Annotated in this window: 8 protein-coding genes and 1 pseudogene; all 9 read right to left on the reverse strand. The window is 73.7% G+C overall.

From position 1 onward, the window contains the following. Positions 1–83 precede the first annotated feature (83 nt). Positions 84–1,502, reverse strand: coding sequence for an NAD-dependent malic enzyme (locus ACSU6Z_RS10710; RefSeq protein WP_437044730.1), 1,419 nt, complete (start codon positions 1,500–1,502; stop codon positions 84–86). 432 nt (positions 1,503–1,934) lie between these two features. Further along, positions 1,935–4,250: a HelD family protein gene (locus ACSU6Z_RS10715; RefSeq protein ID WP_437044731.1), complete on the reverse strand. Its 2,316-nt coding sequence runs from the start codon at positions 4,248–4,250 to the stop codon at positions 1,935–1,937. 149 nt (positions 4,251–4,399) lie between these two features. Then, positions 4,400–5,551 carry a uroporphyrinogen-III synthase gene (locus tag ACSU6Z_RS10720; RefSeq protein ID WP_437044732.1) on the reverse strand — a complete coding sequence of 384 codons (1,152 nt, stop codon included), beginning with the start codon at positions 5,549–5,551 and terminating at the stop codon, positions 4,400–4,402. A gap of 113 nt (positions 5,552–5,664) precedes the next feature. After that, positions 5,665–7,050: a nitrate/nitrite transporter gene (locus ACSU6Z_RS10725; RefSeq protein WP_437044733.1), complete on the reverse strand. Its 1,386-nt coding sequence runs from the start codon at positions 7,048–7,050 to the stop codon at positions 5,665–5,667. Positions 7,051–7,208: 158 nt separating this feature from the next. Then, positions 7,209–7,388: pseudogene (locus tag ACSU6Z_RS10730) on the reverse strand (hypothetical protein); the annotation flags it as partial. A gap of 161 nt (positions 7,389–7,549) precedes the next feature. After that, positions 7,550–8,854, reverse strand: a complete 1,305-nt coding sequence (locus ACSU6Z_RS10735; protein ID WP_437044734.1) for an acyltransferase family protein — start codon at positions 8,852–8,854, stop codon at positions 7,550–7,552. Next, entirely contained in the window at positions 8,851–11,052 is a 2,202-nt protein-coding gene (locus ACSU6Z_RS10740) for a glycosyltransferase (RefSeq protein WP_437044735.1), read from the reverse strand. The genes ACSU6Z_RS10735 and ACSU6Z_RS10740 overlap by 4 nt, the downstream gene beginning before the upstream one ends. Next, entirely contained in the window at positions 11,052–12,485 is a 1,434-nt protein-coding gene (locus ACSU6Z_RS10745; RefSeq protein ID WP_437044736.1) for a hypothetical protein, read from the reverse strand. Before ACSU6Z_RS10745 ends, ACSU6Z_RS10740 begins: the two co-directional genes overlap by 1 nt. A gap of 281 nt (positions 12,486–12,766) precedes the next feature. After that, positions 12,767–13,747, reverse strand: coding sequence for a LysR family transcriptional regulator (locus ACSU6Z_RS10750; RefSeq protein WP_437044737.1), 981 nt, complete (start codon positions 13,745–13,747; stop codon positions 12,767–12,769). Positions 13,748–13,767 lie beyond the last annotated feature (20 nt).

The following is a 13,767-nucleotide window of genomic DNA, read 5'->3' on the forward strand; positions in this document are numbered from 1 at the left end:
CCGTGACGCGCCGGTAGGGCGGGCCGGCCGTGGCGATGCTCACAGCACCGGGCGGCCACGGTGCCGGCCCTCGCCCCTCGATCTTACGAGGCCGTCGCTCCCACGGCCTTCGCCGCCTCCCGCACCGCGCCGGCCACGGCACCCGCGACCTTGTCGTTGAACACGCTGGGGACGATGTAGTTCGGGTTCAGCTCGTCCTCGGACACCACGCCCGCCAGCGCCTTCGCGGCGGCCAGCATCATCTCGGTGTTGACCGTGCGGGACTGGGCGTCCAGCAGGCCGCGGAAGACGCCCGGGAACACCAGCACGTTGTTGATCTGGTTGGGGAAGTCGGAGCGGCCGGTGGCGACGACCGCCGCGGTCTGGCGGGCGATCGCCGGGTCGACCTCGGGGTCGGGGTTCGCGAGCGCGAAGACCACGGCGTCGTCGGCCATCGCGGCCACGTCGTCGCCGTCCAGGACGTTGGGGGCCGAGACGCCGATGAACACGTCGGCGCCGCGCACGGCCTCCTTCAGCGTGCCCGTCAGGCCCTCGGGGTTGGTGTTGTCGGCGATCCAGCGCAACGCCGACTCGGGGGCGGCGTCCACGAGGTCCTGGCGGTCGGCGTGCACCACGCCGTGGATGTCGGCGACGACGGCGTTCTTCACGCCCGCGGCGAGCAGCAGCTTCAGGATGGCCGTGCCGGCGGCGCCGGCGCCGGACATGACGACCCGGACGCTCTCGATCGACTTGTCGACGACGCGCAGGGCGTTGGTCAGGGCGGCGAGGACGACGATCGCGGTGCCGTGCTGGTCGTCGTGGAAGACGGGGATGTCGAGGGCCTCGCGCAGCCGGGCCTCGATCTCGAAGCAGCGGGGCGCGGAGATGTCCTCCAGGTTGATGCCGGCGAAGCCCGGGGCGATCGCCTTGACGATCTCGACGATCGCGTCGGTGTCCTGGGTGTCCAGGCAGATCGGCCAGGCGTCGATGCCGGCGAACCGCTTGAACAGGGCCGCCTTGCCCTCCATGACCGGCAGGGCGGCCTTCGGGCCGATGTTGCCCAGGCCCAGCACCGCGGAGCCGTCCGTGACGACCGCGACGGAATTGCGCTTGATGGTCAGGCGGCGGGCGTCCTCGGGGTTCTCCGCGATCGCCATGCAGACGCGGGCCACACCCGGCGTGTAGACCATGGACAGGTCGTCACGGTTGCGGATGGGGTGCTTCGACGCCATCTCGATCTTGCCGCCGAGGTGCATCAGGAACGTACGGTCGGAGACCTTGCCCAGCGTGACGCCCTCGATGCCGCGGAGCTTCTCCACGATCTCGTCGGCGTGCGCGGTGGAGGTGGCCGCGATCGTGACGTCGATGCGGAGCTTCTCGTGACCGGACGCGGTGACGTCGAGGCCGGTCACCGAGCCTCCGGAGGACTCCACGGCGGTGGTGAGCTGCGAGACGGCGGTTCCGCTCGCGGGCACCTCCAGCCGGATGGTCATCGAGTAGGAGACGCTGGGCGCCGTTGCCATGGCCGACTTCCTCTGCTTTCACCGTGTCGCGAAGTTGTGCCGTCCGATCGTCGCACCTACCGCGCAGTACGCGGTAGCCACCCCGGATTGCGAACGTATTGTTCGCGTGCCGTTCGGCCGAAGACACCGTTTCGGAAATTGACTTCCACCATACGAGATACAGCTGGGCAAAGAAAGAGACCCACGTCACACGGGGTGACGTGGGTCTCTTCGGTGCTTCCTGAGCGTGACAAGTGTGGTGACACCGACCCGCCATGCTCGCCTCGCGGCAAGTGGTCGCTCGTAGCGACTAAGGTTGGGCCCGGGGGCTTGGATCGGGCCGGTGTCACATCCAGGCTAACAAACCGATCCGGTGTCCCATTCCCGCCCGGACCGAATCGTGTCCCCCGCCCGCGCGGGACCGCCCTCCCGGTCGGCGGGCCCGCCCCGGATTCAGTCCCTGAGCAGGTCCGGCACCCCGGACGCGTCCGGTTCGTCCCGCTGCCCCGAGACGATCGTCAGCTGCTGCGTGGCGCGGGTCAGCGCGACGTACAGCACCCGCAGGCCGGCGGGCGACTCGTCGGCGATCTCGGCCGGGGAGACGACGAGCGTCGCGTCGTACTCCAGGCCCTTGGCCTCCAGACTGCCCAGCGCCACCACCCGGTCGCCGAGCCCGGCCAGCCAGCGCCGGGCCTCCTCGCGGCGCTGCATGGCGACGACGACGCCGACGGTGCCGTCGACGCGCTCCAGCAGCCGCGCGGCCTCCTCGCGGACGGTGGACGCCAGGGAGCCGCGGGAGTCGTCCACGACCGTGAAGCGGGGCTCCACGCCGGTGGAGCGCACCGCGGTCGGCGGTTCGGAGCCGGGCATGGCGAGGGCGAGCACCCGGGAGGCCAGATCGGCGATCTCCGCGGGGTTGCGGTAGTTCACGGTGAGGCGGAAGCGGCGGCGGGGGCGGCTGCCGAGCGCCTCGTCGCGGGCGGCGGCGGCCTCGTCGGGGTCGGACCAGGAGGACTGGGCCGGATCGCCGACGATCGTCCACGTGGCGTGCCGGCCGCGCCGGCCCACCATCCGCCACTGCATCGGCGTGAGGTCCTGGGCCTCGTCGACGATGACGTGGGCGTACTCGGTGCGCTCCTGCGCCAGGCGCTCGGCCCGCTCCCGCTGGGTCTCCTCGCGCACCGGCATCAGCTCCTGCAGACCGGTGAGCTGGTCGAGCGGGTCGATCTCGCGCTTGCGGCGGGGGCGGGCGGGGGCCCCGAGGATCGCCTGGAGCTCGTCCAGCAGCGCGATGTCGTGCACGGAGTACCCGTCCCGCTGGAGCGAGCGGGCGACCCTGCGGGCCTCGCCCGGGTTGAGCACCCGCCGGGACCAGCGGCCCAGCCGCTTGTCGTCCGCCATGGCCGCCAGCACGTCCCGCGGGGTCAGCTCCGGCCACCAGGCGCCGAGGAACGCGAGGAAGGAGTCCTCGCCGGTGACGTCCTCGTCGAAGGAGGAGCGCAGCTCGGCGGCGAGCTCGGGGTCGGTGTGGCGGCCGGCGGCGCCGGACTTGGCCCACAGGGCGTCCAGCAGCAGCTTGCGGGCGCGGGGGCGCAGCAGGTTCACCGGGGCGGTGCCGCCGAGGGCGGTGCGGCGGATCTCCGCCAGCTCCTCGGCCTCCAGTTCGATCCGCCGGCCGAAGGCGACGACGCGCAGCCGCTCGGGCGGATCGTTCAGCTCCAGGGCTCCGCGCGCGGCCTTGCGCAGCACCTTCAGCATGCGGGAGGAGCCCTTGGCGCGGGCGACGGCCGGGGAGTCGTACAGCGTGGCCTGCGCCCCGTCGACCAGGGAGCCCAGCGCGCGGACGGCGACCTGGCCCTCCTCGCCCAGGGAGGGCAGCACGCCCTCGGTGTACGCCACCAGCAGCGGGGTCGGGGAGACGATCAGGATGCCGCCGGCGTAGCGGCGGCGGTCCTGGTAGAGCAGGTAGGCCGCGCGGTGCAGCGCCACGGCCGTCTTCCCCGTGCCCGGACCGCCCTCGACGTACGTCACGGAGGCGGCGGGGGCGCGGATGACCAGGTCCTGCTCGGCCTGGATGGAGGCGACGATGTCCCGCATGGTGTGGCCGCGGGACCGGCCGAGGGCGGCCATCAGCGCGCCGTCGCCGATGACGGCCAGTTCCCGGCCGTCGAGGTACGCCTTCAGCTCGGGGCGCATCAGGTCGTCCTCGACGCCGAGGACGCGCCGCCCCTTGGAGCGGATGACGCGGCGGCGCACCACCCGGCCGGGGTCGACCGGGGTGGAGCGGTAGAAGGGGGCGGCGGCGGGGGCCCGCCAGTCGATGACCAGCGGGGCGTAGTCCTCGTCCAGGACGCCCATGCGGCCGATGTGGAGGGTCTCGGCGATGTCGGCCGTGCCGTCCTCGCGCAGGGCGCCCTCGGCCGGCTCCACGGCGGTGTACGCCCCGTCGGGGCCCTTCTTGCCGTCCTTGCCGAGCAGCAGGTCGATCCGGCCGAAGAGGAAGTCCTCGTACTCGCTGTGGAGGCGGTTGAGGTGGACGCCCGCGCGGAAGACCTGGGCGTCGCGCTCGGCGAGCGCGCCGGGCGTGCCGACCTGGCCGAGCCGGGCCGCGTCGTCCATCAGGAACTCGGCTTCGTGGATCTTCTCCTCGAGGCGGTGGTACACCCGGTCCAGGTGTTCCTGTTCGACGCGGATCTCCCGTTCGCGGACGGAGTCGTGGCCGTCCGGTACCGAGTCGACCGCGGATTCCTGTTGTGCCTGTGCGGCCACCGGGCCCCCTTCTGACGTGCTGGGCAGCCGTCAACCGTACGCGAAGGGAGCCGGTGGAGGCTACGCGTCCCCCTCGGCCGGCCGCTTCCCGGCGCGGGCCACGGCCTCGCGGGGCCGGTCCCGGCGGGTGCGGGGGCGGCGCCCCTCGCTCAGGCGTCGGCGTACTTGGCGTCGGCGGCCGGGTCCAGCGCGAGGCGGTAGCCGCGTTTGACGACGGTCTGGATCAGTTTCGGCGCGCCGAGGGCGGTGCGCAGCCGGGCCATCGCCGTCTCCACCGCGTGCTCGTCGCGCCCGGCGCCCGGCAGCGCGCGCAGCAGCTCCGCGCGGGGGACGACCCAGCCGGGCCGCCGGGACAGGGTCCGCAGCAGCGCCATCCCGGCGGGCGGCACGGGCCTGAGCTCGCCGTCGACCAGCACGGCGTGCCCGCGGATCTCCACCCGGTGCCCGGCGACCGGCAACGTCCTGGCGCGGGAGGGCAGTTCTCGGCACAGCAGCTGCACGAGGGGGCCGAGGCGGAAGCGCTCGGGCTGGACGGTGTCCACGCCGCGCGCCTGGAGCGGCACCGCGGTGACCGGGCCGACGCAGGCCGGCAGCACGTCGTGGCCGAGGGCGGTGAGCAGTTCGGGCAGCAGGCCGCGCTCCTCGGCCCGGTTCAGCAGGGAGGCGGCGGCGGGCGCGCTGGTGAAGGTGAGGGCGTCCAGGCCGCGGGAGACGGCGGCGTCCAGCAGCCGGTCGACGGGGCCGAGGTCCTCCGGCGGCAGCCACCGGTAGACGGGCACCCCGACGACCTCGGCGCCGCCCTCCCGCAGCGCCTCCACGAACCCGGGCAGCGGTTCGCCGTGCAGCTGGACGGCGATGCGGCGGCCGTCGACGCCCTCCTCCAGCAGCCGGTCCAGCACCTCGGCCATGGACTCCGACGACGGCGACCACTCCTCGGTCAGCCCGGCGGCGCGCACCGCGCCCTTGACCTTGGGCCCGCGGGCCAGCAGCTCCACCGTCCGCAGCCGCTCCAGCAGGGCCTCGCCCAGCCCCCATCCGTCGGCGGCCTCCACCCATCCCCGGAACCCGATCGCGGTGGTGGCCACGACCACGTCCGGCGCCCGGTCGATGAGCTGCCTGGTCGCCGCGAGCAGTTCGCCGTCGTCGGCGAGCGGCACGATCCGCAGGGCGGGGGCGTGCAGGACGACGGCTCCGCGCCGCCGGAGGAGGGCCCCCAGCTCGTCGGCCCGGCGGGCGGCGGTCACCCCCACCGTGAAGCCGGCCAGGGGGCCGTGGTCGGGTCGCTGCTGTTCGTCGTCCATGGCTCTCGTCCCGCTCCGGTCATCCACGCTCAGGTGCCGCACGAGCCTGTCAACGGCTCGTGACAGGCTCGGTTCGGCTGCGTGTCCCCCGTGTTACGTCACCCTTGTGTACGTCATACCTCGGCATGGCTCAACTGCGGTTCCTTCCACGTCGCCGCCCGGTCGGCCCCGTCCCGGGCGGCCGGGCGGCGGAGGTATACGGCCCAGGTGACGGCGAAGCAGGCGGCGTAGAAGGCGAGGAAGGCGAGGAAGGCGCCGGTGCCGGAGCCGTAGGAGAGGAACGACTGGCGGAAGGCGAGGTTGATGCCGACGCCGCCGAGCGCGCCGACCGCGCCGATCAGGCCCATGGAGGCCCCGGAGAGCCGGCGCCCGTAGCGGGCCGCCTCCTCGCCCGTGAGCCCCCGGGCGAGGGCCTTGCGCTGGAAGATGGCCGGGATCATCTTGAACGTGGAGCCGTTGCCCAGTCCGCTGAGCACGAACAGCACGACGAACGCGACGGTGAACAGCCCGAGCGACTCCCGCGCGGCGGCGGCGACGAGGACCGCGGTGGCGGCGCCCATGGCGACGAAGTTCCACAGCGTGATCCGCGCCCCGCCGTACCGGTCGGCGAGCGATCCGCCCAGCGGCCGGATGAGCGAGCCGAGCAGCGGGCCGACGAAGGTGACGTACGCGGCCTCCAGGGGCGTGCGGCCGAACTGGTTCTGCAGCACCTGCCCGAAGGCGAAGCTGTAGCCGATGAACGAGCCGAAGGTGCCCACGTAGACGAACGACATGATCCAGGTGTGGACGTCGCGGGCGGCGTCCTTGGCGGCCCCGGTGTCGTTCCGCACGGACGCGATGTTGTCCATCTTCAGCCAGGCGAGGGCGGCGGTGACGACGATCAGCGGGATGTAGATGCCGAGCAGCACGCGCGGCCCGCCGCCCGCCCCGATGATCGCGAGGGCGGCGAGCTGGATGACGGGCACGCCGATGTTGCCGCCGCCGGCGTTCAGGCCCAGGGCCCAGCCCTTCCTCCGCAGCGGGAAGAAGGCGTTGATGTTGGTCATGGAGGAGGCGAAGTTGCCGCCGCCGACGCCGGCGAGCAGGCCGACGAGGAGGAAGGTGGAGAAGGGGGTGCCCGGCTCCATCACCGTGAACGCCGCGACCGTGGGCACGAGGAGGAGGGCGGCGGAGATCGCCGTCCAGTTCCGGCCGCCGAAGACGGCGACGGCGAAGGTGTAGGGCACGCGCACGACCGCGCCGACGAGCGTGACCGCGGACGTCAGCAGGAACTTGTCGGCCGGGGTCAGCCCGTACTCCGGCCCCATGAAGAGCACCAGCACGGACCACAGGGTCCACACCGAGAACCCGATGTGCTCGGACAGTACGGAGAAGAGCAGGTTGCGCCGGGCGACCCGCTCCCCCGTCTCCTTCCAGAACGTCTCGTCCTCGGGGTCCCAGTGCTGGATCCAGCGGCCGCCCCCGCTCGGGGGTGCGGGGACTGTGCTCGGGGCTGTCATGACGCCTCCACGGTGCTCCGGAGCTCGACGACTGGCTTCCGAAGCTAGGGAGGGCGCGTTTCCGCCCTGTGGCGGTGGGTGACCGGAAGGGAACGTTGCCCTCACCCCGCCGGGGGGCGGGGTGAGAGGTCGCGTCCGGGTGCCGCCGTCAGCCCTGCGGGGTCCGGGGCTGCCAGGTTGCCGGAGCTCTGCCGCACGTCGGCGTACTCGTACCCGAACTGCTGGGCGACGAAGGCGAGCCGGGCGAGCTTCCTCACGGACGCCATCGGGCTGGCCAGCTGGACCGGCTCCCCGCTCGCCATCAGCCGCAGCATCCTCCGTGTCTGCCGCCTGCTCATCCCCACCCGCTCCCCATGGGCCGCCCTGTTCGCTCGCGGTTCGCTCGCGGTTCGCTCACGGTTGCTCGCGCAACCCGGGCAGTCTGTCACGGGGACCCGTGGACGCGGAACGGCCCCCGGCCCGCACGGAGTCGCGGACCGGGGGCCGCACGCCGGCCCGGTCAGGCCCGGCGCGTGCCGGCGCGGGACCGCTTCGCGGCGGGCTTCCCGCCGTCCGGCCACAGCCGCGGCCTGCGCTTGGCGGCGACGTCCTCCACCCAGCCGAACCAGACGACGCAGCCCCCGATGAGCACCCAGGTGAGGGCCAGGACCGGCCAGGGGCTCTCCAGCAGCCAGGGGAAGTGCTGCCACATCACGTCGACGCCCCACAGCTGGTCCCACATGGTCGCGGCGGCCAGGATGCACACGTTGTGCCAGAGGTAGATCGTCACGGCCCGGGAGTTGAGCAGGGTGATCAACCGGTCCCAGCGGCGCAGCCGGCGCGGCCACTCGCTCCAGGAGGGGCTGATGTGCAGCAGCAGCATCACCGTGCCGAGGGACCACAGCGCCTGGGCGAAGGGGATGCTGTCCAGGTCGTGTCCGGCCCTGAAGTCGTGGCTCAGCGCGTACCACAGGCCCGCGCCCGCGACGATCGGCGCCACGGACGGGACGACGTACCCGGGAAGGCGCTTGAGGACGCCCTCCTGGTGGGCCATGCCGAGGATCCAGCAGGCCCCGAAGGTGCTGAAGTCGGTGAGGGCGGAGGGGAACCGCTCGCCGGGCAGGTTCAGGTAGCCGAACTCGAAGGCCGCCGACAGGGCGACCGGCGCCAGGATCGTCACCCACGGCACGGCGCGCAGGAGGCGCAGCAGCAGCGGGGAGAGCAGGACGTACCAGAGGTAGGCGCGGATGTACCACAGCGGCCCGGCGAGGTCGGCGGCCCAGTCGTCGCCGAGGACGCCGTGGATGCCGTGGAGGCCCTCGGCGTAGGGCGGATCGCTCAGCGGCAGGATCCAGAACGTCAGGTGCAGCCACCACCAGCCCGGGTGCCCGTCGGCGTCCGGGCCCCAGCCCTGCAGCAGCATGCCGGTGACGCCCACCGCGCCGAGCAGCCACAGCGGCGGCAGCAGGCGGCGCATCCGGCTGCGCACCACCTGCACCGGCGGGCGCTTGAGGGAGCGGGCCATGAGGTTGCCCGCGAGGGCGAACATCACGCCCATGGACGGGAACACGACCGGCAGCCAGGCCCAGCCCGTCAGGTGGTACAGGACCACGCGGAAGAGGGCCAGCGCGCGCAGCAGGTCGAAGTAGCGGTCCCGGACGGGGGCCCGCCGGGCCGGTTCGGCGGGCGGGGCGGGTTCCGCCCCCACGGGCGGCACGGAGGGAGCGGGTGGAGCGGTCACGTCCGGGGCTTTCTGGGTCGTGGCGGTGTTCGGAACGGGATGCGGGGTGGCGGGCACGGGGCCGGGGGGCGGCGGTGCCGTCATCCGACCGGCCGCTCGTCCATGGCCGCCGTCCGCTGGGCGGGGATGGCCCCCGGGCCCGGCGGCGCGGACACACCGCCCTTGCGCCGCAGCTTCTGCCAGCGCAGCCGGCCGCCGGTGAGCGCGGTGATCCAGGACTGCAGGAGCACGACGTACATCAGCTGGCGGTAGAGGATCTGCTGCAGCGGCAGCGAGATCAGCGGGGTGAGCCGCTCGCGGTCGAGGACGAAGGCGTACGCGGCGCAGACCGCCTGGATGGCCAGGACGCCGAACCACGCCACGATCGTCTCCTCGGTCGGGCCGAAGACCAGGCCGTACAGGAGGAAGATGTCGATGAGCGGCGCCAGCAGCGGGGCCAGGACCATGAACAGGGAGACGAAGGGCAGGCCGACGCGGCCGAAGCGGCCCGAGGGCCCCTTCTCGACGAGGGCGCGGCGGTGCTTCCAGATCGCCTGCATGGTGCCGTAGGACCAGCGGTAGCGCTGCGACCACAGCTGCTGCACGGACTCCGGCGCCTCGGTCCAGGCGCGGGCGTTCTCCGCGTAGACCACGCGCCAGCCGTCGCGGTGCAGCGCCATCGTCACGTCGGTGTCCTCGGCGAGCGTGTCGTCGCTCATGCCGCCGACGCGTTCGAGGGCGGAGCGGCGGAAGGCGCCGACGGCGCCCGGGATCGTCGGCATGCAGCGCAGGACGTCGTACATGCGGCGGTCGAGGTTGAAGCCCATCACGTACTCGATGTGCTGCCAGGCGCCGATGAGGGTGTCCTTGTTGCCGACCTTGGCGTTGCCCGCCACGGCGCCCACCTTCGGGTCGCCGAAGGGCTGGACGAGCTCGCGGATGGTGGTCGGTTCGAAGACCGTGTCGCCGTCCATCATGACGACGATGTCGTACCGGGCGTTGGCCAGGCCGCGGTTGAGGGCGGCCGGCTTGCCCGCGTTGAGCTGGCGGATCACCCGGACGTTCGGCAGGCCCATCGCCTCCACGATGCGGGCCGTGCCGTCGGAGGAGCCGTCGTCGACGACGATGACCTCGATGGGGTGATCGCTGGCCATCAGCGAGCGGACGGTGTTCTCGATGCACTTGGCCTCGTTGTACGCCGGGACCAGCACCGACACCGGTTCGGTGACCGGCGGGCCCCAGCGGAAGCCCTTGCGGCGCACCCGGCGGGCGTGGGCGCCGGACAGGGCGAGCATCAGGGCGAAGCGGCCGATGACGAGGAAGCCGATGACCGCCAGGCCCACCACCAGGGCGCCGGTGACCTTCTCGGAGGCCTGGACCAGGAAGATCCACGCCTTGGCCTTCCACAGGTCCAGGCCGGTGACCGGGGTGTGCGCGCTGGGCGCGCCCAGCGCCTCGGTGAGGTTGGTGAACTCGTACCCCTGCTTCTGCAGGCCGGGCAGGAACCGGTCCAGGGCCTGCACGGTCTGGTGCCGGTCGCCGCCGGAGTCGTGCATGAGGACGATGGCGCCCTCGCCGCCCTTGGGCGTGGCGCGGCGGATGATCTCCTCGACGCCGGGCCTCTTCCAGTCCTCGCTGTCGGTGTTGTTGACGACGGTGAGGTACCCGAGGCTGCCGATGTACTCGGTCACCGGCCAGGACTCGTTGTCCATGGCCTCGGCGAAGGAGGAGTACGGCGGGCGGAACAGGGAGGTGCGGATGCCGGCCGCGCCGGATATCGCGAGCTGGTTCTGCGACAGCTCCCAGTCGATGCGCTTCTTCGACTGGAGGGACAGGTCGGGGTGGTTGAAGGTGTGCAGGCCGATCTCGTGGCCCTCCTCGACCATGCGCCGGACCAGGTCCGGGTGGCGGGAGGCCATGGTGCCGGTGACGAAGAACACCGCGTGCGCGTCGTGCTCCTTCAGCACGTCCAGCACCTTCGGCGTCCAGACCGGGTCCGGTCCGTCGTCGAAGGTGAGGACCAGGCGGTGGTCGGGCACGCTCAGGCTGTCGGTGCGGCCGCCGCGGGTGTCGATGACCGGGCCGCCCTCCAGGATCTCCTGCGGCACCCGGTCGGTGGGGGCGGGCGACTGGACGCGGTGGTCGGCGAGGATCTCGCTGTGCACGTAGCCGCGCAGCATGAGCATCGCCATCAGGGCGACGAGGACGAGCGCCGGCATCAGCAGGCGCAGGGGCAGGCGGCGACGCCGGAGGCCGTCACGGGCCGCGGTCGCGGTGCCGTGACGGCGGGTGGGGGATGCCATCAGAGGAGGTACTCCGGGGACGGTGCGGATGCGGCGGGGGCGCTCATGGTGCGGGAGGCGCGGTCGTTCGGTCCGCCGGCCGGCGTGTCGCCGCCGGGGAGGTTGCCCCTGCCCCTGCCCGGACCGGTCGGGAGCCCGCCGCCCTGGGTCGGGAACAGGTCCGGCATGCCGGTGGACGGCTGCCCGCTCGTTCCCGTCGGACCGGGCTCGGTCGTACTGCCGCCCGGCCCGGGAGCGGTCCGGGCCGGGGCGGGCTCGGGGGCGAGGGTGCCGTCCGGCTGCGGCAGCGCCGGGACGACGCCGGGCGCGGTGGTGCCGGGGCCGGGCGCCGGCGTCGCGGCGTCCGTGGCCGGCGGGGCGGGGTCCTCGGCGGCGGGGGCGCCGGAGGCGGACGGCGAAGCCGGCCGGGAGGGCAGGGGGGCGGGGTCGGCCTGACCGGCCGGCGGCTGCTCCTTCGGGTCCCGCACGGGCAGCCAGGGCGCCTCGGAGCTGCCGGACAGCAGCGTGGCGACCATGGCGACGGCGTACGCCGCGCAGGCGAGGCCGACGGCTATGCCGAGGCGGCGGAAGCGGCGGACGCGCCGGCCCGACTCGTCGACGAAGACGGGCCCGTCGGAACCCTCGGGCGTGCCGCCCGGCATCTCCGGGGCGACCCGTACCAGCCGTCCGTCGCCGAGCTGTACGGCGTCCAGCTGGACGGTCACCTCGTGCGGATCGTGCGTGTGCTCGGCCGCCCCGGCGCCCTGCCGGGGGTTCCGGACGACGGTGGGGGTGTCGGGCTCGGCGGGGGCGCCGGGTCCCGCGGCGGTGAGGGGAGGGGAGGGCTGGCGGGTCCCGGGCAGGGGCCGGGCCTCCGGGAGGACACCGGCCTGCGGCAGCACATGGGCCTCCGGGAAGGCGCGGGTCTCCGGCAGGACGTGGACCTCCGGCAGGGGCCGGACCTCCGGGAGGACACCGGCCTGCGGCAGGACGTGGACCTCCGGGAAGGCGCGGGTCTCCGGCAGGACGTGAGCCTCCGGCAGGGGCCGGACCTCCGGCAGGACACCGGCCTGCGGCAGAACGTGGACCTCCGGGAAGGCGCGGGTCTCCGGCAGGACGTGAGCCTCCGGCAGGGGCCGGGCCTCCGGCAGGACACCGGCCTGCGGCAGGACGTGGGCCTCCGGGAAGGCGCGGGTCTCCGGCAGGGCGCGTGTCTCGCCCACCGTCGGCAGCACGGCGGTCCCTTCGACGTCCGGGGCGCTGCGGGGACTCGGCACGGCGCCCTGCCCTGTCTCCGGGGTCTTCGGCAGCCGCAACGTCGTGGTCCTCTCCGCGTCGTCCGAGGGCCTCCGGGCGGACGGCGCCTCACGTACGGCGTCCTCCACGCGCAGGCCGCTCGCGGCGGCCTCCGGGTGGGGGGCGCTCCCGGCGAACTCCAGGCGGGCGTGGTGCACGTCCCCGGCAACGGTCCCCGGCGACGCCGACATGGCGCCGCCGCCCTCCGGCTCCGCCGACGACTCCGGGAGTCGCCGGGGCGAGGACGCGGCCCCCGGCCATTCGGGTTGGGCGTCTTTCTGCCACTTTTCCACGCGCGCACTTCCCCCCACGGGTAAGTTCCGGAAGCGCCTACGACCCTGAGCACCCGCCGACCGGACCAGGCCCCCACCAGGTCCGAGCGCCCCCTTTATCACACCGTGCTCAGGGCACGAATGTAGCGCACGCGCGAAAGGGGTGTTCACCGGGTGTCGGTTGTGACCGACATCGCTCGCTCATCAGTGGCCGAAATCCATCCTCCCGCGGGCTGCTTCAGCCAGCCCTCCTCGGCGGCGAGCCGGCCCGCGGCCCGGCGCAGGGCGTCGAGCGCGGGGTGCGACAGGCCCTTCCGCCAGACCAGCGACACGGGCGACAGCGGCACCGGGTCGACGAGGGGCCGCACCACCGACCGCGCCATGGCCGGGAAGTCCACCACGGCCAGGACCGGGTGGCGCGTCTTCGCCATGAGCCGCTGGAACTCCTCGTCCCCGACGGCCAGCGGAGCGGGGGGCGCCACCTCGATGCCGCGTCCCTCGAAGAGGCGGCGGGCGAGGTCGGTCCACTCCGGCGTGCGCGGGTTCCCGGCCCCGGCGTACACCGTCTCGCCCGCGAGTTCCGCCAGCGGCACCTCCTTCCGGGGGGCCAGCCGGTGGTCCTCCGGCAGCACGAGCGCCATGGGTTCGTAGCGCACGGGCTGGTGGCCGAGGCCGGCCCGCAGGGCCGGGTCCAGTCCGGCGACGCGTCCGAACGACGCGTCGAGGCGGCCCGCGAGGATCTCGACGGCGGCGCCGGTCAGGCCGCTCTCGTAACGGGCCATCAGCTCCTGCCCGGGGGCGAGTTCGCGGGCCAGCTCCAGGACGCGGCGCCCGGTGGCCAGGCCCGGGGAGTTGAGGTCCACCAGCAGGGGTCGGGCCTGCCCGAAGGCGGCGAGGAGGTCGTCCTGGGCCTGGAGCAGGCGGCGCGCGTGGGGCAGCAGCCGCTCGCCGTCGGGGGTGAGCGTCACCTGGCGGGTGGTCCGGACGAACAGCTCGGTGCCCAACTCCCGCTCCAGACGCCGTACGTCCCGGCTCAGCGCCTGCTGGGCGACGTAGAGGCGGGCGGCGGCCCGGGTGAAGTGCAGCTCCTCGGCGACGGTGAGGAAGGCGCGCAGGAGGCGGGGGTCGAGATGGCGCGGCGACGGCATCCGGCGAACGTACCGGATTC

Origin of the sequence: Streptomyces sp. enrichment culture, assembly GCF_964273145.1 — a bacterium.
GTDB lineage: Bacteria > Actinomycetota > Actinomycetes > Streptomycetales > Streptomycetaceae > Streptomyces.

Bases quoted from the DNA above. Each gene is read 5' to 3' on its own strand.
- ACSU6Z_RS10710 (WP_437044730.1), bottom strand. From the start codon at position 1,502: ATGGCAACGGCGCCCAGCGTCTCCTACTCGATGACCATCCGGCTGGAG.
- ACSU6Z_RS10720 (WP_437044732.1), bottom strand. From the start codon at position 5,551: ATGGACGACGAACAGCAGCGACCCGACCACGGCCCCCTGGCCGGCTTC.
- ACSU6Z_RS10725 (WP_437044733.1), bottom strand. From the start codon at position 7,050: ATGACAGCCCCGAGCACAGTCCCCGCACCCCCGAGCGGGGGCGGCCGC.
- ACSU6Z_RS10735 (WP_437044734.1), bottom strand. From the start codon at position 8,854: ATGACGGCACCGCCGCCCCCCGGCCCCGTGCCCGCCACCCCGCATCCC.
- ACSU6Z_RS10740 (WP_437044735.1), bottom strand. From the start codon at position 11,052: ATGGCATCCCCCACCCGCCGTCACGGCACCGCGACCGCGGCCCGTGAC.
- ACSU6Z_RS10750 (WP_437044737.1), bottom strand. From the start codon at position 13,747: ATGCCGTCGCCGCGCCATCTCGACCCCCGCCTCCTGCGCGCCTTCCTC.